The sequence below is a fragment of the Mesonia ostreae genome (genome assembly GCF_031845265.1).
GTDB lineage: Bacteria > Bacteroidota > Bacteroidia > Flavobacteriales > Flavobacteriaceae > Mesonia > Mesonia ostreae.
The window spans coordinates 235,108-257,554 of record NZ_JAVRBG010000002.1 but is presented as its reverse complement, the minus strand read 5'-3'; the positions used below and the strand labels follow the sequence as shown (position 1 = coordinate 257,554).

Annotated in this window: 24 protein-coding genes and 1 pseudogene; 13 read left to right on the top strand and 12 right to left on the bottom strand. The window is 34.5% G+C overall.

Features of this window, described 5'->3' with window-relative positions; translation table 11 throughout:
• The first annotated feature begins 46 nt into the window (after positions 1 to 46).
• From RLT85_RS03180 to RLT85_RS03160, 5 genes are read left to right on the top strand one after another with little or no spacing between them, the layout of a single operon-like run.
• Entirely contained in the window at positions 47 to 1,021 is a 975-nt protein-coding gene (locus tag RLT85_RS03180) for a M23 family metallopeptidase (RefSeq protein WP_311400599.1), read from the top strand.
• Entirely contained in the window at positions 1,021 to 1,350 is a 330-nt protein-coding gene (locus tag RLT85_RS03175; RefSeq protein WP_311400598.1) for a MerR family transcriptional regulator, read from the top strand. Before RLT85_RS03180 ends, RLT85_RS03175 begins: the two co-directional genes overlap by 1 nt.
• A gap of 12 nt (positions 1,351 to 1,362) precedes the next feature.
• Positions 1,363 to 1,953 carry a LemA family protein gene (locus RLT85_RS03170; RefSeq protein ID WP_311400597.1) on the top strand — a complete coding sequence of 197 codons (591 nt, stop codon included), beginning with the start codon at positions 1,363 to 1,365 and terminating at the stop codon, positions 1,951 to 1,953.
• Positions 1,954 to 1,964: 11 nt separating this feature from the next.
• Positions 1,965 to 2,396, top strand: coding sequence for a TPM domain-containing protein (locus RLT85_RS03165; protein WP_311400596.1), 432 nt, complete (start codon positions 1,965 to 1,967; stop codon positions 2,394 to 2,396).
• Positions 2,396 to 3,223 carry a TPM domain-containing protein gene (locus RLT85_RS03160; protein ID WP_311400595.1) on the top strand — a complete coding sequence of 276 codons (828 nt, stop codon included), beginning with the start codon at positions 2,396 to 2,398 and terminating at the stop codon, positions 3,221 to 3,223. The genes RLT85_RS03165 and RLT85_RS03160 overlap by 1 nt, the downstream gene beginning before the upstream one ends.
• Before the next feature lie 319 nt (positions 3,224 to 3,542).
• Here RLT85_RS03160 and RLT85_RS03155 read toward each other — a convergent pair whose 3' ends face one another.
• From RLT85_RS03155 to era, 4 genes are all read right to left on the bottom strand, one after another.
• Entirely contained in the window at positions 3,543 to 6,338 is a 2,796-nt protein-coding gene (locus tag RLT85_RS03155; protein ID WP_311400594.1) for an outer membrane beta-barrel protein, read from the bottom strand.
• A 175-nt stretch (positions 6,339 to 6,513) separates the two neighbouring features.
• Positions 6,514 to 7,818, bottom strand: a complete 1,305-nt coding sequence (gene der / locus RLT85_RS03150) for a ribosome biogenesis GTPase Der (protein WP_311400593.1) — start codon at positions 7,816 to 7,818, stop codon at positions 6,514 to 6,516.
• A gap of 64 nt (positions 7,819 to 7,882) precedes the next feature.
• Entirely contained in the window at positions 7,883 to 8,428 is a 546-nt protein-coding gene (locus RLT85_RS03145; protein ID WP_311400592.1) for a hypothetical protein, read from the bottom strand.
• 13 nt (positions 8,429 to 8,441) lie between these two features.
• Entirely contained in the window at positions 8,442 to 9,326 is an 885-nt protein-coding gene (gene era, locus RLT85_RS03140) for a GTPase Era (RefSeq protein ID WP_311400591.1), read from the bottom strand.
• 121 nt (positions 9,327 to 9,447) lie between these two features.
• Here era and RLT85_RS03135 point away from each other — a divergent pair, with 121 nt between their 5' ends.
• Positions 9,448 to 9,678, top strand: a complete 231-nt coding sequence (locus RLT85_RS03135) for a hypothetical protein (protein WP_311400590.1) — start codon at positions 9,448 to 9,450, stop codon at positions 9,676 to 9,678.
• A gap of 56 nt (positions 9,679 to 9,734) precedes the next feature.
• Here RLT85_RS03135 and RLT85_RS03130 read toward each other — a convergent pair whose 3' ends face one another.
• From RLT85_RS03130 to RLT85_RS03115, 4 genes are all read right to left on the bottom strand, one after another.
• Entirely contained in the window at positions 9,735 to 11,666 is a 1,932-nt protein-coding gene (locus RLT85_RS03130) for a M1 family metallopeptidase (RefSeq protein ID WP_311400589.1), read from the bottom strand.
• Between the two features lie 15 nt (positions 11,667 to 11,681).
• Positions 11,682 to 12,344 carry an HAD family hydrolase gene (locus RLT85_RS03125; RefSeq protein WP_311400588.1) on the bottom strand — a complete coding sequence of 221 codons (663 nt, stop codon included), beginning with the start codon at positions 12,342 to 12,344 and terminating at the stop codon, positions 11,682 to 11,684.
• A 58-nt stretch (positions 12,345 to 12,402) separates the two neighbouring features.
• Complete coding sequence (locus tag RLT85_RS03120) at positions 12,403 to 12,885, bottom strand: glutathione peroxidase (RefSeq protein ID WP_311400587.1); 483 nt, start codon at positions 12,883 to 12,885, stop codon at positions 12,403 to 12,405.
• Positions 12,886 to 13,118: 233 nt separating this feature from the next.
• Entirely contained in the window at positions 13,119 to 14,117 is a 999-nt protein-coding gene (locus RLT85_RS03115) for an NADP-dependent oxidoreductase (protein ID WP_311400586.1), read from the bottom strand.
• 372 nt (positions 14,118 to 14,489) lie between these two features.
• Here RLT85_RS03115 and RLT85_RS03110 point away from each other — a divergent pair, with 372 nt between their 5' ends.
• Entirely contained in the window at positions 14,490 to 14,723 is a 234-nt protein-coding gene (locus RLT85_RS03110; RefSeq protein ID WP_311400585.1) for a hypothetical protein, read from the top strand.
• Between the two features lie 191 nt (positions 14,724 to 14,914).
• Positions 14,915 to 15,514 carry a hypothetical protein gene (locus tag RLT85_RS03105; RefSeq protein WP_311400584.1) on the top strand — a complete coding sequence of 200 codons (600 nt, stop codon included), beginning with the start codon at positions 14,915 to 14,917 and terminating at the stop codon, positions 15,512 to 15,514.
• On the opposite strand, the gene RLT85_RS03100 is transcribed toward RLT85_RS03105, so the two are convergent.
• The gene (locus RLT85_RS03100) at positions 15,508 to 15,972 is read right to left on the bottom strand and encodes an RNA methyltransferase (RefSeq protein WP_311400583.1); all 465 of its coding nucleotides are present in this window, start codon (positions 15,970 to 15,972) and stop codon (positions 15,508 to 15,510) included. The two genes, RLT85_RS03105 and RLT85_RS03100, sit on opposite strands and share 7 nt — an antisense overlap.
• Before the next feature lie 36 nt (positions 15,973 to 16,008).
• The gene (locus RLT85_RS03095; RefSeq protein WP_311400582.1) at positions 16,009 to 16,503 is read right to left on the bottom strand and encodes a GreA/GreB family elongation factor; all 495 of its coding nucleotides are present in this window, start codon (positions 16,501 to 16,503) and stop codon (positions 16,009 to 16,011) included.
• Positions 16,504 to 16,946: 443 nt separating this feature from the next.
• On the opposite strand from RLT85_RS03095, the gene RLT85_RS03090 reads away from it, so the two are divergent.
• The gene (locus tag RLT85_RS03090) at positions 16,947 to 17,258 is read left to right on the top strand and encodes a class I SAM-dependent methyltransferase (protein ID WP_311400581.1); all 312 of its coding nucleotides are present in this window, start codon (positions 16,947 to 16,949) and stop codon (positions 17,256 to 17,258) included.
• A complete protein-coding gene (locus RLT85_RS03085; protein WP_311400669.1) occupies positions 17,258 to 17,530 on the top strand; it encodes a class I SAM-dependent methyltransferase in 273 nt (90 codons plus the stop codon). The genes RLT85_RS03090 and RLT85_RS03085 overlap by 1 nt, the downstream gene beginning before the upstream one ends.
• A 42-nt stretch (positions 17,531 to 17,572) precedes the next feature.
• Here the strand turns inward: RLT85_RS03085 and RLT85_RS03080 are convergent.
• Positions 17,573 to 18,262, bottom strand: a pseudogene (locus tag RLT85_RS03080) (pirin family protein).
• A 256-nt stretch (positions 18,263 to 18,518) separates the two neighbouring features.
• Here RLT85_RS03080 and RLT85_RS03075 point away from each other — a divergent pair.
• From RLT85_RS03075 to RLT85_RS03065, 3 genes are all read left to right on the top strand, one after another.
• Positions 18,519 to 19,439 (top strand): DUF481 domain-containing protein, encoded by a 921-nt coding sequence (locus RLT85_RS03075; protein ID WP_311400580.1) that lies wholly within the window; start codon positions 18,519 to 18,521, stop codon positions 19,437 to 19,439.
• Between the two features lie 120 nt (positions 19,440 to 19,559).
• Entirely contained in the window at positions 19,560 to 20,132 is a 573-nt protein-coding gene (locus RLT85_RS03070; RefSeq protein WP_311400579.1) for a pentapeptide repeat-containing protein, read from the top strand.
• A gap of 170 nt (positions 20,133 to 20,302) precedes the next feature.
• The gene (locus RLT85_RS03065) at positions 20,303 to 21,577 is read left to right on the top strand and encodes an acetyl-CoA hydrolase/transferase family protein (RefSeq protein WP_311400578.1); all 1,275 of its coding nucleotides are present in this window, start codon (positions 20,303 to 20,305) and stop codon (positions 21,575 to 21,577) included.
• 106 nt (positions 21,578 to 21,683) lie between these two features.
• On the opposite strand, the gene RLT85_RS03060 is transcribed toward RLT85_RS03065, so the two are convergent.
• On the bottom strand, positions 21,684 to 22,373 hold the full coding sequence (locus RLT85_RS03060) for a Crp/Fnr family transcriptional regulator (RefSeq protein WP_311400577.1): 690 nt from the start codon (positions 22,371 to 22,373) through the stop codon (positions 21,684 to 21,686).
• Positions 22,374 to 22,447: the final 74 nt, after the last annotated feature.

Sequence of the window (22,447 nt, the reverse complement as noted above, 5' to 3'; positions counted from 1 at the left end):
GCATAACACTTAGTTACAAGTCGCAAAAATAGTATAATTTAAAAGAATGTCGAAAGTTAAATATTATTACGATAGCGAAAGTCTTTCCTATAGAAAAATAGAAAGAAAAAAAGGACGTCGTTTAGGCTTCGTAGCACTTGCTATTGCAGGATCTTTTCTTGCAGGATTTTTATTATTATTGGTATATCTTAATTTGCCGCAAATAGAAACTCCTAAAGAAAAGACAATGAAAAGAGAGCTGAATCATATGGCACTTCAATACCAAGTACTGAATAAAAAAATGAAGCAAGCTCAAAAAGTTTTGGCCGAAGTTGAAAATAGAGACAATAATATTTATCGGGTTTATTTTGAAGCAAATCCCATTCCTGAAGAGCAACGCAAGGCAGGTTTTGGCGGAATTAACCGCTATCAGGATTTAGAAGGTTATGACAATTCTTCGCTAATTATTGAAACCAATAAAAAATTAGATATTCTTCAGAAGCAAATTGTGGTGCAATCAAAATCATTAGATGAAATTGCACTATTGGCAGAAAAGAAAGAAAAATTATTAACTGCAATTCCTGCAATTCAGCCTATAAAAAATGAAAACTTAACCCGAATGGCTTCTGGTTACGGAATGCGAATGCATCCCATATTAAAATATCGAAAAATGCATAACGGAATGGACTTTACAGCCAGAACAGGCACTGAAGTCTTTGCTACTGGAGATGCCGTGGTTAAAAAAGCTTCAAGAACAACTGGTTTTGGAAACCTAATCGTCTTAGATCATGGCTTTGGCTACGAAACTTATTATGCTCATCTTAGCGAATTTAAGGTAAGAAGAGGACAAAAAATTAATCGCGGGGAAGTAATTGGAGAAGTGGGTAGTACAGGACTCTCTACCGCACCGCACTTGCATTATGAAGTGCATAAAAATGGAAAAGTAATTAATCCTATAAATTTCTATCACGGAGATTTAACTGCTGATGAATATGACATCATGCTTAACCAATCCAATTTGGAAAATCAATCCTTAGATTAATGCAAGTCAATTTACCCGAAAAATTGTATTATAGCATTGGTGAAGTGGCCAAAGCTTTTAACGTGAATGCTTCGCTTATACGTTTCTGGGAAAAAGAATTTGACGTAATTCAACCTAAAAAAAACGCTAAGGGAAACCGCAAATTTACTCCGCAAGATATTAAAAACTTAGAGTTTATTTATCATCTAGTAAAAGAACGAGGTTTTACGCTGGAAGGAGCAAAAATACACCTCAAAGAAGAAGGAAAAAAAACACTTCATAACTACGAGATTATTCGTAAATTAGAATCTATTAAACTAGAATTAACCAAAATCAAAAATCACATTTAACACACCTTACTTATGAAAAAATGGCTTATTCCATTAATTATTATTGTAGTCCTTGGCTTTATTGCTGTTAGCGTTTTTGGCGGAATAAATAACTCTGCTGTAGAATACGAAGAAAAGGCTAAAACTGCTTGGGCAAATGTAGAAGGAGCCTACCAACGGCGTTCAGATTTAATTCCTAATTTGGTAAGTACCGTAAAAGGTGCAGCAGATTTTGAACAAGAAACACTTACGGCCGTTATTGAGGCTAGAGCAAAAGCAACATCTGTGAATGTAAATGCCGATAATCTAGACGCAGCATCTATTGAAAAGTTTAAAGAAGCTCAAGGCGGATTAAGCTCTGCCCTATCTCGCTTATTGGTAAGCGTAGAGCGCTATCCAGAACTTAAAGCGACGCAAAACTTTCAACAACTGCAATCTCAATTAGAGGGCACAGAAAACCGAATTAATGTAGAAAGAAACCGCTACAATGAAGCAGTTAGAGATTATAATACTTACATTAGAAAATTCCCTAACAATATGGTGGTGGGAATCTTTGGTTTTGAAAGAATGACTCCTTTTACAGCTGATGAAGGTTCTGAAAATGCACCTAAAGTAGAATTTTAAACTCTTAATTTATGTCCATTCATCTAATTAGTGTAAACGATGAAAAAGAAATCGTTGATGCGATAAAGGAAGCAGAAAATAATACTTCTGGAGAGATAAGAGTGCATATAGAAAAAGAATGTAAAGAAGACGTTTTTAGCCGAGCTAAAGACGTCTTTGAATATTTAAAGATGCACGAAACCGAACTTAAAAATGGTGTGCTTTTTTATGTTTCTACCAGTAATAGGCAATTTTATATTCTTGGTGACAAAGGAATTGATGAGGTAGTAGAAGCAAATTTTTGGGAAAGTACGAAAGAGATTGTAATTGCTCATTTCAAGAAAGAACAATTTAAACAAGGTTTGGTTGAAGGTATTTTGAAGGCAGGAGAACAGCTAAAAAAGTTTTTTCCTTACCAAAAAGATGATATCAACGAATTATCTGATGAAATTTCAAGAGGTTAATGATACAATTCAAAAAGCAAACATCACTAGTCTATTTCACGCTCCTATTTATAGGGTTCTTTTTTTGTTACGCTTCCGCGGAAGCGCAATTAAATATCCCTGCAAAACCAAAGGAGCAAACCAGTGTTTATGACGGAGCAAATGTGCTGAATACCGCAGAAAAATCGCAGCTAGAGCAGAAGTTAATTCGCTATGCCGATACTACTTCTACACAGATTGTAGTAGCTACTATTAAAAGTCTTAACGGAGAATACATAGGGACCTATGCAGCCGAATGGGCTCAAAAATGGGGCATTGGACAAAGCGACAAAGACAATGGACTGCTTATTTTACTTTCTGAAGGAGATCGAAAATTATGGATCACCACAGGTTACGGACTAGAATCCTACCTCACCGATTTTAAAAGCAAAGAGATTATAGACCGCATCATAACGCCAGAGTTTAAACGAGGTGATTACTACGCAGGTTTAGATAAAGGGTCTACTGCAATTTTCCAAGTGCTAGATGGCACTTATAAAGGTGCTCCCAAGCGAAGATCTTCTAATGATGGCGGCTCTTTTCCGTTCTTTTATATAGGATTTATCATTTTTGTGATCATCATCTCTTTAATTAAAAATAAAAAAGGTGGCGGTAAAAACGGTGGAAGGCGCAGTGGCGGCAGTAGCTTGCTAGATGTTCTTATTCTAGGCAGTATGGGGCGTGGCTTTGGTGGCGGCTCTTCTGGTGGCGGCTTTGGCGGCGGCGGAAGCTTTGGCGGTGGAGGCGGCTTTGGTGGAGGTTTCGGCGGCGGCGGTTTTGGCGGTGGCGGTGCAGGCGGAAGCTGGTAAATATGAGAGGTGAGAATGTTAGAGGTGAGAGGTGAGATTTGAGACGATAGAGCCTAGATTAGAAATTATTGTTGTTTGATAAAGAACCAAGATTAGATTGTAACTAAACGATAAACAGCAACTATCTCGATTATAATTATCCTCTCATTCTGGATAAAATCAGTAAAAAAAGCGGTGCCTCTGTTTAAAAATCTTTTTAGACTTCATAGATTTATAGGACTCATCCTCTTTACAATATTTTTAACTGAACACTAATAAATATAAAAAAGCCCCAATTCTTTATTAGAATTGGGGCTTTTTTTATATTTATTGAAGAGAATTAAAATCTCATTCCTCGTTTCTTATTAGGATCTTTTCCACCAAACTTACTTATCTTGTAGGTAAAGCTAAACATTACATATTGCTCTAACACCAACTCTTGCGTATCTTGTACAAAATCATCTCCTGTATTTCTACGTGTAGATACATTTTGATCTAACACATCAAACACTTTTACTTTAAAAATACCATCATCTCCCAATATTTTGTAGCCTAAACTCATATTCCAAAGCACAAAATCATTTTTAAAACCGGGAGCTATATTGCCTAAATGACGATAAGAAATGTCATTTCCAAACATAAAGTTTTTTGGCCAATACGAAGTAAGTTCTAAACCAACATCGTGATTAATGTAGTTTTGATCTCGGGTATTATTTAAACTGTATTTTGCATTGATAAAACTCACATCATAAGATGGCTCTACCGTTAAAATATCTATGATATCATATTGAACTCCAATACGCGGACTTACGCTATAGCGATCAGAATCAAATTTAACACCGTTAGAGAAGCCTAAGTTTCTACTTAGATTTCCGTTAATTCCAGCATCAATTTTTATGGTATTTTTACTTTCTAAGGTAATGGTTTTATCTAAACTAGCGCCTGCAAAAAAGCTATAAGCCCCATCTACGTTAGTATATGTTGTAGTTCTTACCAAATCCTCATTGGTTGTAGTAATAGAAACCACTTGATCATTAGTAAGGTTCCCTCCTAAATAAGCATAAAATCCAGATCTGCTTTTGAAGTCATAATTATTAAAATTCATATACACTCTATGCTCCAGTGAAGGATCTAAATTAGGATTACCTGTAACTACGTTTAAAGGGTTGGTAGTATTGGTTACGGGCTGTAATTGCGTGATAGAAGGTGCGTTTCTAGAGTTTCTATAATTAAAATAGATCGATTTGGTTTTATTGATTTTATATCTAAAATAAGCATTAGAATACAGGTTGTTGTAAGTATTATCAAAAGAAGTTTCAGAAAATAAATCTTCATTTTTTAGCCTTACATTCTCTAAACCTCCAGAAATACTTGCACGTAATTTATCATCACGATACACCAAACCAATGTTTGGCCGATGGTTAAAAGTTTCTGAATTAAAATCATTACTCAGCGTATCTATGAGCACCTCATATTCACCCGACACAGCATCTTTCTCATAAACTAATCGCTCGCTTTTACCTTTAGATTTTGTATAACTATAAGAAATATCTAAAGATAATTTCTCACTTAGCGGAAGTCTTGTATTTGCTCTAATGCTATATTCATCTTCTTTTGTATTTTGATTGATGAATTGATCTTGCACCTCTGTATCTTCAAGATTCCCTAAGTCATCATAAATTTCTCTAGATGAAAAATAAACATTGTCTTCTTTAGAAATGTTATTGGTATTATTAAACCCAAGACTTACAAAACCACCTTTAGAACCAAATTTTCTGGTGACATCTAACCGGTTAGAGAAATTATTACTGTAAAGTTCAGAAAACTGTTCGGTTTCAGCATTGTTTATAGGGTTTCCATTTTCTCCAAAAGAATTTGTATTGGAGTTACTCTTAGAATAGCCATTATTAACCGTCATATTAGGACGAAAAGAAATCCGCGTAAGCGTATCGGGTTCAAACTCAAAACCAAATCTGGCTCTATGGTTATCATTTTTCCTTTCTGAAGAAGAAATAGAAGTGTTAAAATACGTTCTATCTGGAAGAATATTTTCTCTTTCAATTTGCGTTCTAGTTTTGGTATCTCCTCTATTGAAGAAATAATTAGTAGAAAGCTCTGTCTTATCGTCCCACTCATTTACTAAACTCACTCCTCCATTATCAGATTTTGTGATTCCACCGCCACCTCCAAACGAGTTTCCGTCTATACTAAAACTTCCATTGCTGTTTCTAGCGATAGAATACGCACTTCTTCCCATCGCATCAAACACCTCATCAAAAGTAAACCCAGAAGAGTTAATGTTGTTAGAACTTGCCAAAATGCTTACTCTCAAATCGTCTTTAAAGTAATTTCCAATTCCGCTAAGTTCGTAGCGTTCATCGGTTCCTCCTCCCGCGGTTAAGCGAGCAAAATAACCTTTGTTTTTATCTTCATCTATAGTGATGTTAATCGTTTTATTTTCTGAATCACCTTCTTTTCCCGTAAACTCTTCCGACTTGGTTTTGGTATCTACCACCTGTATTTTATTAATAATTTCTTTAGGTAGGTTCTTGGTCGCAATTTTGGGATCGTCGCCAAAAAATTCTTTTCCGTTCACTAAGATTCTAGATACTTTTTTTCCGTTTACGGTAATCGCACCATCTTTATCGACGGCAACGCCAGGTAATTTTTTTAACACCTCTTCTAAATTGGCATCTGCTTTGGTTTTAAAAGAAGCTGCATTAAACTCTAAGGTATCTGTTTTTATAGATACCGGAGCTTTAGTTCCTTGCACCACTACTTCTCCTAGTGTATTGTCGTCTAGTTTTAAGGTAATACTTCCCGTATTAATAGTGCTGTTTTCTGAAAGCTGATATTTCTTCTTATAGGTTTGAAAACCTGTAAAAGAAATGTATAAGTTGACAGCATTGACATCTGTAGTGCCTTCAATGACAAAATTTCCTTCCACATCAGATATGGTGTAATCTACCAAAGAACTATCTTTTACAGCCTCCACATAAATGGTTGCCGATTCTAAAGCCACGTTCTCACTATCAATAACTTTACCTTGAATTTTGTAATCTTGCGCTTCCGCGGAAGCGTAAATCATTAAAAAACCCAGTAGAAAAAACTGGGTTAGCATGTTTTTAAATGCCATAGATGGTGTTTTAATCGTTAGTTTGCTATTGATAAGACTTAAAAAAAGCTTAAAAGTTTCATTGAAAAGGTAAAATTTTTTAAAATTCCTTTTAAATCTAATACGTTCCTCAAAAAAAACGAGCTAAAGTAATAGAACAACTTCTCTCCTTTACTAGTATATGTAAACTGTAAATTTATTTTTTACGCATATAAACGGAAATAGGTACTCCGTTAAAATCAAATTCATCTCTTAATTTGTTTTCTAAAAATCGCTTGTAGGGATCTCTCACATATTGTGGCAAATTACAGAAAAACGCAAACTGTGGTTGCGGTGTTGGCAACTGCGTGATGAACTTAATTTTTACGTATTTTCCTTTGTAGGCTGGCGGCGGATAGTTTTCTATCATAGGAAGCAAAGTTTCGTTAAGCACACTGGTCTTAATTTTCTTGCTTCGGTTTTTGTACACCTCAACTGCGGTTTCCATCGCTTTAAAAATTCGCTGCTTGTTTAGAACCGAAATAAATACAATAGGCACATCTGTAAAAGGCTCTATTTCTCTACGAATATGAGCTTCAAACTCTTTCATGGTATTGGTTTCTTTCTCTACCAAATCCCATTTATTTACCAAGATTACAATTCCTTTACGATTACGCTGAGCCAGCCAGAAGATGTTTTGCACCTGTCCGTCAAATCCACGAGTGGCATCTACCACTAATAAGCAAACATCGGCATGTTCTATAGCTCTAACGCTTCGCATCACCGAGTAAAATTCTATATCTTCCTTAACTTTCGTTTTTCTTCTGATTCCTGCTGTATCTACCAAATTGAATTCAAATCCGAAGCGGTTGTATTTGGTATCAATAGAATCTCTTGTGGTTCCAGCAATATCAGTTACAATATAACGGTCTTCGCCAATCAGCGCGTTTATAAAAGAAGATTTTCCTGCATTAGGTCTTCCTACCACTGCAAAACGTGGCAATTCATCTTCTTCTACATCTTCTACTTCTGGCAAAGCTTTTACAACGGCATCTAACAAATCTCCCGTTCCACTACCATTAATTCCTGCAATGGTATAATATTCACCCAAACCAAGAGAGTAAAACTCCATCGCTTGTTCTTCACGAGCGCTGTTATCTACTTTATTCACAGCTAAGAAAACAGGCTTTTGTACTTTTCTAAGCAACTGAGCAACATCTTCATCCATAGGACTAATCCCACCTTCCACATCAACCATAAAGATAATTACATCGGCTTCATCAATAGCTAAAACAACTTGTTTATCTATTTCTGCTTCAAATACATCATCACTTCCAATAGCGTAACCACCTGTATCAATCACGGAGAATTCTCTTCCATTCCAATCAGATTTTCCGTAGTGACGATCTCTGGTAACTCCGCTCACAGCATCAACGATGGCTTCTCTTCTTTGAATTAATCGGTTAAAAAAAGTAGATTTTCCTACATTTGGTCTTCCTACAATGGCTACGATATTTCCCATAATCTTTCTTTTAGGCTGCAAAAGTACATGTTAAATAGAATAAAATATACGTTTGAGTATGATTTTAAAAAGAAGTTTTATTGCCCATCGCTTTTAAACTTTGCTTAGTTGCTCTGGCCAGCTTAAATTTAAGGTAGTATAAGGAACTCATGAAGGCTCCTTTTAAATTCAATTTTCTTTCTTCAATTGTAAGTTTTTTAAAATCTATGTCGGCTTCCTTTGGGGCATGTAACGTTAAATTATCTTTAAAATTGACTAATTTTGCTTCGAGTTGGGTCAAAATTTCCTCCATCTCTGTTTCAGATTCTAGCGCACTAATCTTTTCTATGGAGAGGTCTAGTTGGGTATTGATTTCTTTTAATTGCGTATAAAGAATGTTGCTAGGCTCGCTCCACTTTCCTTTTTGTTGTTGCAGATGCTTATAAATTGAATCTACTATATCATTTTCTTGAATAGATTTTTCATTAAACTTTCTACTCATATCTACAAACGCATGTTCTACTTGATGGTCTAAATGCGTAGGATCTAAAGTTTCTTTGTAAGGATTTTTTTCTTCTTTACAAGAGAAAAGAAAAAAGCCAACACATAATAGAATTAAAAATTTATTCATTCTAAAAAAACTTTTATTTATTGTTGTATCCAAAACGCTTTAATTGTCGCTCATCGCTTCTCCAGTTTTTATTCACTTTCACATAAAGCTCCAAATGTACTTGCTTTCCAAAGAATTTTTCTAAGTCTTTTCTAGCTTCTACTCCTACTCGTTTAAGCGCACTTCCTTTATGACCAATGATAATTCCTTTTTGAGTTTCACGTTCTACCATAATCACGCTTCGCATACGAATGATGTTTTCTTCTTCAAAAAACTCTTCGGTATCTATTTCTACGCTGTACGGAATTTCTTTTTTATAATGAATAAGAATTTTTTCTCTTACAATTTCATTTACAAAAAATCGCTCGGGCTTATCGGTTAAAGCTTCTTTATCGTAAAACGGTGGCGATTCTGGTAGTAATTCTAAAATACGATTAAAAACCTGAGGCACTCCAAAATTCTCTAAGGCCGAAATGGCAAAAACCTCTGCATTAGGCACTTTTGTTTTCCATAAATCTACTTGCTCTTCTACCATTTCTTGGTTTCCTTTATCTACTTTATTCAGCAGTAATAAAACCGGTATTTTTGCTTTCGTAATCTTTTCAAAAAAGTTCTCATCCTTCAGTTCTTTCTCTCCTAATTCTACCAAATAGATAAGTACATCTGCATCTTCAAAAGCCGATTTTACAAAATCCATCATGGAAGCTTGAAGCTCATAAGCGGGTTTAATGATTCCAGGAGTGTCACTTAACACCACCTGAAAATCTTCTCCGTTTACAATTCCCAAAATTCTATGTCTCGTGGTTTGCGCTTTGCTGGTAATAATCGATAGACGTTCTCCAACAAAGGCATTCATTAAAGTGGACTTTCCTACATTAGGATTTCCTACAATATTTACAAAACCTGCTTTATGTGCCATACTTTTTTATTGCAAAGATAGAATTTCTTCAGTTAACTTACTGACTCTGTCAATATTTAGAAAATTTTACCATTTTTTAAACATAATATATTGTCATTATAATGTAATTTAAAATTAAAAAATGAACAATTTAGGACTTCCGCTTTTAGCGATAACCACATTTATACTTTTAACGGTTACTATTTTTGCCGCGATGGACTTTTCTTTTTCTTGGGTATTTTACCTTACCGTTCTTGGGCAAATTTTCTTAGTTATTACCGTATATAGAGTTTTAAAAGACCATTACACCACAAAAAAAACCTTTGCAGATGGTTATGAAGATGTACCTTATAGGGATGAATATAAATTATAAAAAAAGCTTAGTCTTTTACAACTAAGCTTTTTTGTAAGGTTTAAAGAAATATTTTGTTATTTCTCCCATCTATCGTTAGATCCATCAACATCAGAAACTTTTTTCTGCGGATCAAATTCAACCGATTTAATTTCTCCATTGGTTGCCATAAAGTGCTCCCAAGTATCTCCTCTTTGCCAAATCTCTACTGGTAAATCAATTAATTTTGAAGAGCCATCTTTCATCTTAACCAATAATTTTACTGGCATGGGAATTTCGGCTACTTTTTCAACTTTGATTAGGTAACCGTTTTCTTTCTTTTCTACATCTTTTACAGCAATGTCTATATTATCTGTTCCGTAGAACCAACCTTTCCAAAACCAAGCTAAATCTTCTCCTGTAGCATTTTCCATATGATTGAAAAAGTCTGAAGGTTGTGGGTGCTTATACGCCCAAGTTTTTATGTAAGATTTAAATGCATAATCAAAACGTTCTTCTCCTAAAATATACTCTCTTAACATAATTAAACCAGCAGCTGGCTTATAATATGCTGTATAACCTAAGTTTCTTAAATTGGTAACATCTGGATAATTATCTATACCCTCTCTCTTCTCATTAGTTAAATAACTCTTTAAAATTCTTACACTCCCTACGCGAGAAGGATATTCCCCATCATTAAACGCTAATGTACTGTAGTGGTTAATAAAGGTGTTAAAACCTTCATCCATCCATGCATATCTTCTTTCGTTGCTTCCTACAATCATAGGAAACCAGTTATGACCAAATTCGTGATCTGTTACTCCCCAAAGCGAAGAACCTTTACTTTTCCAGCTACAAAAGCTAACGCCTGGATATTCCATTCCGCCTACTTCAGCAGCTACATTAATTGCATTCACATAAGGATATTCAAAATAGTTTTTTGAGTAAAACTCTACAGATGCTTTTGTATACTCTGTAGATCTAGACCAGGCTTCTTGCCCATCGCTTTCTTTTGGATAAACAGATTGCGCCAATCCCGTTTTATCTTTAGATAAGTTCATCCTAGCAGCATCCCAAATAAAAGCAGGTGATGATGCAAAAGCAACATCTCTAGTGTTATCCATTTTAAAGTGCCACGTAAGCGATCCGTTATTTTTTACAAAAGAAGATTTTTTTCCAACCTCATCTGGTTCAATAATATAAACCGTTTCATCACTTTTTTGTGCTTTTTCCCATCTCTTAAGCTGTTTTTTTGTCAACACCTCTTTAGGATTTTGAAGCACTCCAGAACCTACTACCGTATGATTGTAAGGCGCTGTAATTTTATAATCGTAGTTACCGTAATCTACATAAAACTCTCCTGCTCCCAAATAAGGATCTGTATTCCAACCTACCACATCATCAAAGACCGCTACTTTAGGAAACCATTGCGCTAGCGCATAAATAGTACCTTGCTCTACGTCTAATCTTCCCATACGATCCATTCCTTCTACCGGAATTTTATAAGAGAAATCCATTTTTACCGTTGCTTTTCCTCCATTCGCTTTTACAGGCTTATCCAAAAATACCTGCATTCTTGTGTCGTTAATAAGATATTTGTTAGAGGTTGTTCCATTCGCTTTCGCGGAAAAATTAGATACCGTGTATCCTCCTTCCAAATCACCATTATAACGATTTCCTTGCATAGGCGTGGTTAAAATTCCTCGAGAATCTTCTGTAAATCTATTTTGTTCTAGGTATAACCAGATAAAGTCTAAACTCTCTGGACTATTATTGGTGTATTCAATTTCAATATTCCCAGTTATCATGTGGGTTTTATCGTCTAAACTTACCTCAATAGTATAGTTTGCACTATTTTGCCAATATTCTGACCCCGGTTTACCAGAAGCCGTTCTATACGCAGAACCTTGGCGATACATAATATCTTTAAAGTTATGTTGGTTGTTCTCTTTTGCTTCTGGTACTTGCGCCCAAGTTACAAAAGAGCATAACATCGTTAAAATGAAAAAGAAGGATTTAAAATTTCTCATACTTTTATACTCTATTTAATTAATAAAAAATTGATTGATTTTTGGGTAATGTATTTCTTCAAAGTTACTGATAACCTTATCTGCTTTTGAATAATCTTGATTTTTAGAATGCGGACTTTTAAACGCCACACAATAAATATGCGCTGCTTTTGCGGCTTGTATGCCGCTGGTAGAATCTTCTATAACCATACAGTTCTCTATAGGAAATCCCGAAGATTGCGCCGCTTTTTGGAAAATTTCTGGATGCGGTTTTGAAGCTTCTAAATCGGCTCCACTTAATTTGTCTACGAAATACTGATCTAAATTAAAACGTTCAAAAACGCTATTGATAGTCCCCATAGAAGCTGAAGATGCCAAAACTAAGGTCAATCCTGCTTCGTGGTAATTTTGAATCAACTCGCGAACGCCCACAATTAAATCTAAATCTGGGTCGCTTTTAAAAAGCTTTTTAAAAATAGATCTTTTCTTATCTACCAAGTCTTTCGGCGGATTAGGAAGTTCAAAAAACGCACACAACTGCTTACAAACATTTATAGTAGATTGTCCCGTAAAGCTTTGGTATTGTTCTTCTGAAACTTCTATTTGATAATGATCAAACATCCCAAAATAGGCTTTATGGTGAAGAGGTTCTGTATCTACAATCACCCCATCCATATCAAACAAAACAGCTTTTAGCACGATAATTTAATTTTACGCCGAATATACAAGCAATGTCTTAGTTTTAAAAATAAAAAATTTACATTTTTAAAAGCCTTTCAATATCTTTTTGCATTTTTTTGGGAGATGTTGCGGAAGTGAACCTTTTAAAAGGTTTACCATTCTTATCTACTAAAAATTTGGTAAAATTCCATTTGATTTTACTGGTTAAGAATCCGTCAAGGTGACTTTTTAGATAGTTAAAGATAGGATGAGTGTTTTTTCCATTAACATTTATTTTCTCTGTTAACGAAAAAGTAACTCCGAAATTAAGCTCACAAGCAGATTGCATTTCTTCGTTAATCACCGGTTCTTGTCCCATAAATTGATTGCAAGGAAAACCGATTACTACTAAGCCTTGATCTTTATATTTTTGGTGAAGACTTTCCAATTCTTTAAACTGGGATGCTAATCCGCATTTAGTCGCGGTATTTACTATAAGCACTACTTTATTCTTAAAATCCTTAAAATTGATTTTTTCACCACTAGAACTAGCTATTTGATAGGTATGAAACTTGCTCATGTTTTTTTTTCAAAGGTCTTTTTTTAATCCTAAAATACTGGTCAACAATTGTTAATTAAAATGCTATGAATAGCTGTAAACAGAAATAGGAAAACTAAAACATTAATTTTCTAATTTTTAAAACAAACTCATTATTTACAAAAGACCCCATAGGCTCTTGAAACCTACGGGGTCTTTAATTACTATATTTTTCTAATCTTATCAATAGGCAAAGATTCAAAATGCTTAAGTGATTACTTCATTCTAACCACCATTTTCCCTTTATTCTTTCCATCAAAAAGATCTATAAATGCTTGTGGTGTATTTTCAAAACCGTCTACAAAAGTCTCTTCAAATTTTAATTTGCCTTCTTTTAACCAACTTGCCAATTGCTTAATTCCTTCGTCAAATTGATTTTCATAATTACTCACAATAAAACCTTGCATTTTTGCACTGTTTTTTATCAATAACGGCTCTACTCTAGGTCCTGTAGGGGTTTCAGTATCGTTGTATAAAGAAATAGCTCCGCAATTAATGACCCGCGCAAATTGATTGATGTTCGCTAAAACTCCGTCAGAGACTTCACCTCCCACATTATCATAATAAACGTCGACCCCATTTGGAGCAGCTTCTTTAATCGCCTTATTCATATCTGTGGTCGTTTTGTAGTTGATGCCCACGTCATACCCAAATTGACTTTTTATCATTTCAATTTTTTCCTCGCTACCCGCAATTCCAATGGTTTTTAAACCTTTAATTTTAGCAATTTGTCCTACCGTACTTCCAACGGCACCAGCTGCGCCAGACACCACAATGGTTTCTCCTTTTTTAGGCTCGCCAATATGTATAAGTCCGAAATAAGCGGTTAAACCTGTCATTCCTAAAATCCCTAAGTAAGCCGAAAGAGGAACTTCCCCTTCTTCTACTTTTCTTAATTCTGTAGCATCACTAACTTGTCTTTTTTTCCAAGGAAGCATTCCCGTTAAATAGTCGCCTTCTTTTAAAGAATCATTTTTTGACTCTAATACTTTTACCACTAGAGCAGAACTTAAGGGTTCATTCAGTTTAAATTGTTCTACATAAGATTTTTGATCTCTCATTCTCCCTCTCAAATAAGGGTCTACGGAAATGTATTGCGTTTCTAACAAAACTTCCCCATTCTTTAATTGAGGCTCATCAATTTCATTGATTTCAAAATCTGAATTGGCAGGTTTTCCTTTAGGTCTACTTTTTAAAATGATTTCTTGATTCATAGTTTTTATTTTAAAGTTAGGCAGATTACATCTTAATGGCTGTTAAGTTCTCTTTAAACTTAAATTATTAAATGTTAAGAATTCCTCAGAAAAAATTTAACTTTTATAAATCGCTAATTTTCAATATCTTGTATAGCAAACCCCATAACTCAAAAGCCATGAAGACAAAGCTCTATTTTCCCTTATTGCGATCCTAATTTTTTTAGTAAGCTTTAGCATTTCGGCACAAGAGAAATATACTTCTTACAAAGGACTTGTGATAAACGAACAGACGCAAGAACCCATAGTTTCTGCAAAAATTGAAGTTGAAAATCAGGATTTTCTACAATCACCAATAAAGAAGGAGAATTTATTCTAAAAATTCCAGCAGATTTGACAAATGCTATCATCACCACTTCTTATTTGGGTTACGAAAGTAAATCTCTTCATTTAAGAAATTTTGATCTAGGAAGAACTTTGATTTACTTGACAGAGTCTTCAGAAAAACTTTCTCAAATTAATTTATATCAAGTAAAAGACGCTAAATCTCTAGTGAAAGAATGCTTTTCTCAACGAGAAGAAAATTACATTAATCATTCCGTAGTCATGAGCGGCTTTTATAGATAAACTATTCAGAAAGGTAGAAGAAATGTTTCCTTATCTGAAGCAGTGGTAAAAATTCATAAAGAGTCTTACTCTTCCAATAAAAGAGATAAAATTTCAATTTTAAAAGCGAGAAAAAGCACCGATTATTCTCGGCTAGACACCTTAGTTTAAAATTAAGAGGTGGCCCGTATAGTTCTCTATACTTGGATGTAATGGAATATCCTGAATTTATCTTTGAAGATGAACAGTTTTTGGATTATACCTTTTCGTTAGAAAACCCAACCAGCATCAACAATAGGTATGTGCATAGAATTGGTTTTGAGGAGAATACCAAAGGAAATGCTTGGTATAACGGCACTTTGTACATCGATGCAGCTACCTTAACTTTATTAAAAGCCGATTATAATTTGAACATTGAAAACCGAAAATTAGCTTCCAGAATGTTTGTAGTTAAAAAACCTGGAAGCGTAAAAGTATATCCAGAAAAAATTGAATACCACGTAGATTATTTTGAGAAAGATGGAAAATGGTATTATGGTCACAGCAATGCCAAGTTAGAATTTGTAGTGAATTGGAAAAAGAAATTATTTAATTCTAGATTTACGCTCACCAACGAAATGATGGTAACCAAAAGGGAAGAATTGGAAAATAAAGATTTAAAAAAAGCCAATTACATCAAACCTTCTATCGTTATGGCAGATGATGTTTCGGGCTTTAAAGATGAAAATTTCTGGGGCGCTAGCAATATCATTGAACCCGAAAAATCGATTCAAAATGCAATTGAAAAAATAAAAGCAAATCTAGATCAATAAATTACCGTTCCTTTTGTATTGCGATCATACATCACAATACTTCCGGCAACGGAGACATTTAAGCTTAACGCGGAAGAAAACTTAACTAGTTTATGAGACTTTTCAATGGCTTGTTTGGATAAGCCATGGTCTTCTGCTCCCAATAAATAAACACCTCTTCTGGGATGATCAAATTTTTCTAAAGCTTCAGCTTCATCGGTTAATTCTACTCCAATTAATAGAGCTCCCTTGGGAAGATGCTTGTAAAAATCATCAAATGTATCGTAATGAAAATAAGGCATGGCGCCAACAGCTTTGTGCGTATCTGAAGCTTGTTTGGAATAACGGTTTCCTATAGTGTAGATAAAACTCGCGCCCAAATTTTGAGCTGTTCGCCATAAAACGCCTAGATTTTCTGGCGTTTTTCCGTTTTGTATTCCTATACCAAAAAAACCTTGTTCTAAATTATCTACTTTCATTAAATTTTATACTTAACACAAAAATGCCAAAAAGTTTTAATATGCAATCGCCAAAACCTTAATCCTTTTAGAATCTGCTCCTAATTTAAAATCTACTTTTTCGTTTACTTTGGCTCCCATTAGTGCTTTTGCGATGGGCGCGGTAAAACTAATTTTTTTATTCTTTACATCGGCTTCATCTACGCCAACAATTTGAAATTTTTGTTTCGCCTTATTCAAAATAAATTCAACTTTCGCACCAAAACGCACTTCATCTTGAGGCTGTTTTTCTAAGGAGATGACTCTAGCAGAGGCAATACGCTCTTGTAAGAGCTGAAGTTTTCCATCTACCACCGCCTGCTCTCTACGCTTTGCTTGCTCATCTTTAAGATCTATTTTTGATCGTGTTTCTTCCAAGTTTTTTCGTTCTTGCAACAAAGCATCTTTACCATTTTGGGTTACATAATTGGTGACACCCATGGGCAATGCAGCTCTTGGCGGAATTAAAGGAGCTTCTTCTTGATCTTCTTCTTTCACAAAACCTCTACTCATAATCTGAAATTTTTAGGAAATTAATGAATTTTTAAAAACTTTTATCACAACAAATTGTTATAGAGCAAAAAAAGCCCTTTTTCTAAAAAGAAAAAGGACTCTACTGTGTACAAAACGGTTATTGGGGGTAGATAATAACAGTCTAATTAAATACACAACTTAATTATAAAACTAGTGCTTTAAAAGTTTTACGACTTTTAAAAGCATCCAATATAGAATATTTTAGGCAAATTTCATACCAAAAAATTTCATTTTTCTCAAAATTCAATCTATCTAGAAATAAAGTTAGAAACTCAATTCGTTCTTAACATTTATTTTTGCAGAGATTATCCAAGCCATAACTTATCTATAATGTCATAAAAAAGTTCAAGAAGATTTTTGGCGGGTTTGTTTTACCCAATAAAATTTACATACTTTACAATTAAAATTTAGTATAAAAAATTATGCATAATTCTTCATCTAATTATTGGGAAAATCGGTATCAAAAGAAGCAAACAGGCTGGGATTTAGGCGAGATTTCTTACCCTTTAAAAGCTTATATCGATCAATTAGAAGACAAATCTATAAGGATATTAATTCCCGGTGCAGGAAATTCTTACGAAGCAGAATATCTTTTCCTTAATGGATTTAAAAACGTATATGTAGCCGATTTTGCTTCCTCTCCCTTACAGAACATTAAAAACAGAGTTCCAAACTTTCCTAAGAATCAACTTTTACACATCGATTTCTTTAAGATGGAAGGTAATTTGACCTAATTCTAGAGCAAACTTTCTTTTGCGCGCTTCCTAAATCTTTTCGTAGCGCTTATGCGGAAAAAATGCAGCAATTGCACCAACCCAACGGAAAACTTGTAGGACTCTTATTTGAAGATGAACTTCCTGGCGAGAATCCGCCCTTTGGAGGAACTAAAAAAGAATACCTCAGCTATTTTGAACCTCTATTTCATATCCTCACTTTTGAAACTGCCTACAATTCAATTCCGAAAAGGAAAAACCGTGAACTATTTCTACAACTTCAACCCAAATAAATCCCACAATTAGATTTTTTGCTACATAGGAACTTCCATAAATTAGATTTGACTGTCTTCCTGCGCTGTAAAATAAAACTCTTTGGTTTCCCAAATTCCTATAGCATCTCTAGCATTTATTTTTTCACTTGCAACTTGCAAGTTTCCTTTTAAAACAAATATATAAACTCCATTATTTTTGTCTTTCAGCTTGTAAGTCAGAGAAGCTTCCCCGAGAAAAATCTCCCATAAAAAACCAAGCATCTTGATAAATCCAAACTCCAGAATCTTCTTTGTTAGGAGATAGAATTTGATACAATTCATTCTCCTTTTTTAAATCTAAGGTTGAGATTTGATGGTAGCCCGGGACTCACATTTTCTACATTAGGAATCACCCAAATTTGAAGAAACTTAACCTTTTTGTCTGAGTTTTTATTATACTCGCTATGCAATACTCCCGTACCCGCACTCATCACTTGTATATCTCCCTGTTGAATTAAGGTCGTGTTTCCCATATCATCTTGATGTTCTAAATCTCCTGAAAGCGGAATGGAAATAATCTCCATATTTTGATGCGGATGTTTTCCAAAACCTCTTCCAGCACTTACCTCATCATCATTGAGCACACGTAATTTGCCAAAGTTCATTCGCTCTGGATTAAAATAGTTTGCAAAACTAAAACTGTGGTAACTTTTTAACCAACCGTGGTTGGCTTCCCCCTCGCGTGTGAGAAAGGTGTATTATTTTTTTCATATTGCATTTTTAATAAAGCTGTTTACAATTTATGAATTTTAAAGAGAATCATTTTTTAACTTTGCAAAAAGTAAATGTAGCCTACAATAAGATATAAAAAATTATCTTGTATTTCGTCTCATTCTAACTAATACTTTTTCTTGTGAATCTATTTTCTAGTTATTTCTCATATACCATCATCTTACTATTTTTCTGCTTTTCTAACTCAGCGTTTGCCCAGCAGGATTCATTGTTGCTCAAAAACGAAAATCAAATTGTGGGAGAAGTTAAGGGAATGAAACAAGCTGTGATGCGCATGAAAACCAGCTACAGCGATTCAGATTTTAAAATTGAATGGGATAAAATTACTTCTATTCATACCCAAACTGAGTTTTTAATCACCCTTAACTCTGGCTTGCGTTACAATGCATCTTTAAAAAGTAAAAACAAAAAAAAAGTGTTTCTTTTAAGCAAAATCGATACCCTGGCAACGGTAAATCTAAACGATATCGTTTTTCTTAATGAAGTAAAATCCAATTTTTTAAGCAATCTAGATGCTGCGGTAAGCGTTGGTTTTAACTACACCAAAGCAAAAGACCTAGCTCAATTAAGCGTGAGAAGCAATTTAGGATATCGTGCCAGATACTGGGAGCTAAGCGCAAATTACAACGATGTAAGATCTAGCCAAAACAATACAGAGCCTGTAAAGAGAGTAGATGCTTCTGTAGGCTATAAATATTACTTAAAACGCAAGTGGTTTCTACTGGCAGAAACTTCTTGGCTTTCTAACACAGAGCAAAATCTTAATTTACGTACTTTAGGAAAATTGGGAGCAGGACGCTATCTTATTCAAACCAATCGTACGTATTGGCGATTGCAACTTGGGGTTTCTTACAATAACGAAAATTTTGAAGTAGAAGGTGTAGAAAAATCAAATAATAGTGCCGAAGCTTTTCTAGGCACCGAATTAAATCTTTACAATATTGGCGACCTAAGCTTGCTTACCCGAGCTGCGGCTTATCCTAGTTTAACTGAGTCTGGACGTTGGCGTTTAGATTATAATCTAGATGTTAAATACGACCTACCGCTCAATCTATTTGTTAATTTTGGACTTACTCTAAATTATGACAACCAACCCGCAGAAAACGCCAGCGAGACAGATTACATTTTTCAAACTATGGTGGGTTGGGATTTTTAAGACAAAATATGTTATCTCGTTGCCACGGATAATAAAAACTTAAAATTTCACTCTTCTTATATCAAAACTTTAGAGTGAACGCTGGTAAACCAAACTTTTCATTAGCTATTAAAAAATATCATGGACAAATTGTACGAAGAAGAAAATTTCAGCAATCAAAATTATAGTCAGGATGGCTTCCAGGTAGCAGAATACGAGCATTGCACGTTTAACAGCTGTGATTTCTCTAATGTGATCTTAAGTGGTGCAACATTTTTATCTTGCGAATTTATTCATTGTAATTTTAGCGGTGTAATAATACAAAAAACTTCTTTTCAAGAAACGTTTTTTGACGGTTGCAAAATGCTAGGCTTAGAATTTGACACCTGCGAGTCTTTTGGATTTTCGGTGAAATTTAGGTTATGCAATTTAAGTCATAGCACATTTTACAGAGTCAACTTGAAAAAAACACGATTTGATGACTGCCAATTGCATCAAGTAGACTTTACGGAAGCAGATTTACAAGCTGCTGTTTTTAAAGAATCAGATTTAAACGGAAGCAAATTTCTAAACTCTAAACTTCAAAAATGCAATTTTAAAACAGCCAGAAATTATAGTCTAGATCCTGAAGAAAATATGCTTAACGGAGCTAAATTTTCTCCTCCTGAAGTTTTAGCATTATTAGAAAAATATAACCTAAACATAGAGAATTAGCTTTTGTCATCTATTTTATCTAAGCATTTAAAGCAGTAATACTTCTTGTGAAAACTTCCGCGAAAGCGTAATTTTTATATCAAATTTAAGGAGGAAAATTTTGAAAATGAAAAACTAAATTGTACTATATGGCATAAGTTTACTAACGATTATCAAACCAACATCATACTATGAAATTAACCTATTCTTCTATAGACCAAGTTGTAGGAAAAATAAAATCTGGAGATCGTATTTTTTTCCAAGGTGCGGCAATGACTCCTATTCATTTAATTGATGCACTATGCAAGCGCTACCAAGAATTAAGAGATGTGGAGATTGTTCAAATCCACACCGAAGGCGAAGCGCTTTATACGCAAGCGCCTTATAATAAAGCTTTTAAAGTGAATAGCTGTTTTGCAGGAAGCAATGTGAGAGCAGCCATTAATAGCGGTAGCGGAGATTATATTCCTATTTTTTTAAGTGAAATTCACAACTTGTTTAGAGATGATATTCTTCCTTTAGATGTGGCAGTAATTCACGTTTCTCCACCAGATGCCCATGGTTTTTGTTCTTTAGGAACTTCTGTAGACGTAACGCTACCGGCTATTGAAAAAGCTAAGGTTGTAATTGCACAAGTAAATCCTAATGTTCCAAGAACGCATGGGGATGGCATTATACATATTTCAAAAATTGATTGTGCCGTAGAAGTAGATACTCCTATGAGAACGGCGCATCAACAAGCTCTTTCTGAAATTGAAACACAAATTGGAAAAAATGTAGCTGAATTAATTGAAGATGGCGCTACTTTACAAATGGGTATAGGGAACATTCCAAACGCCGTACTTTCTAACCTTCATAATCATAAAGGCCTAGGAATACATACCGAAATGTTTTCTGACGGAATTTTGCCATTAGTAAATAGTGGTGTGATTACTGGAGAGCATAAAGCAGTAAAAAACAGCAAAATTGTCACCTGCTTTGCGGTAGGAAGTCAAGAACTTTACGATTTTGTAGATGATAATCCTTTGGTTCATTTTAAAGAAGCTGCTTATACAAATGATACCGCGATTATACGACGAAACCCAAAAGTTACCGCCATAAATAGTGCCATAGAAATTGATCTTACAGGTCAGATTTGTGCCGATACCATTGGCGGAAGACAATATAGCGGAGTGGGAGGCCAAATGGATTTTATACGAGGAGCTTCTCTTTCTAAAGGAGGTAAACCCATCTTTGCTATGCCCTCAACCACCAATAAAGGAATCTCTAAAATCACTCCGTTTTTGAATCAAGGAGCTGGCGTTACAACTACAAGGGCTCACGTTCATTACGTGGTTACAGAATATGGAGTAGCCAATTTATACGGAAAAAATTTAAAGCAACGTGCAGCGGCTTTGATTCATATTGCGCATCCTAAATTTAGAGAAGAACTAACCCAAGAAGCTTTTCAGCGGTTTGGAGGATAAAAACAAGAATCGGATTTTGAATAATATTCTTTAAGAGTTATTCCTTTAAAAATAGATAATGTTGCGTTTAAAAGTTGAAAGGTGACATTATCTATTGAACCGGAAATTAAATGCCCTGAATAATATTGTATAAAGCCTTTTTATCTTCAATTTTTATTCGTTTTCCTTGTGTGGAAATAATATTATCTTTTCTAAGACTTGTTAGTGTTCTTATACAGGCTTCTTTAGCTGTTCCTACTAAATTAGCGATATCTTCACGGGTTAATATAACACCAATAAAACCATCTAGATCTCTTTCAAAATTAGTATCAAGATAAGATAAGGTTTCGGCCACCCGTTGTTTAACTGTCTTTTGAGCCATATTTACGATAAGAGTGTCGGCGTGTTTTAGATCGTTGGCCATATGTTTTAGTAAAGTTTTGGTAAACTCTACATTACTGCTAAGATTTTTCATTATGTGTTCTTTAGGAATAAAACACACTTCCATATCATCTAGCGCAACTGCACTTAAATTAGTTTGCTCTTCAGAAATAATAGAACGTTGCCCTATCATTTCTCCTTTACTAGCAATTTTTACAATTTGGCCCTTCCCGTTTTCACTAATCTTAGAAAGTTTAGTAACTCCAGAACGCACACAAAAAATCCCATTAAGTTTTTCTCCTTCGGAAAAAAGGGACTCCCCTTTCTTAAATTTTCTGGTTATTTTATGATCTGAAATCGCTTTAAGTTCTTCTTTTCCAAGCACTTTTAAAGAGTTCAATTGCCTTACAATACAGTTTTCGCACCTATTTCCCATACCTATTACACTAGTTTATAAAGGTATAAAAACAAGATCATTACGACAAATATTCTCACTCGTATAAGACTCTA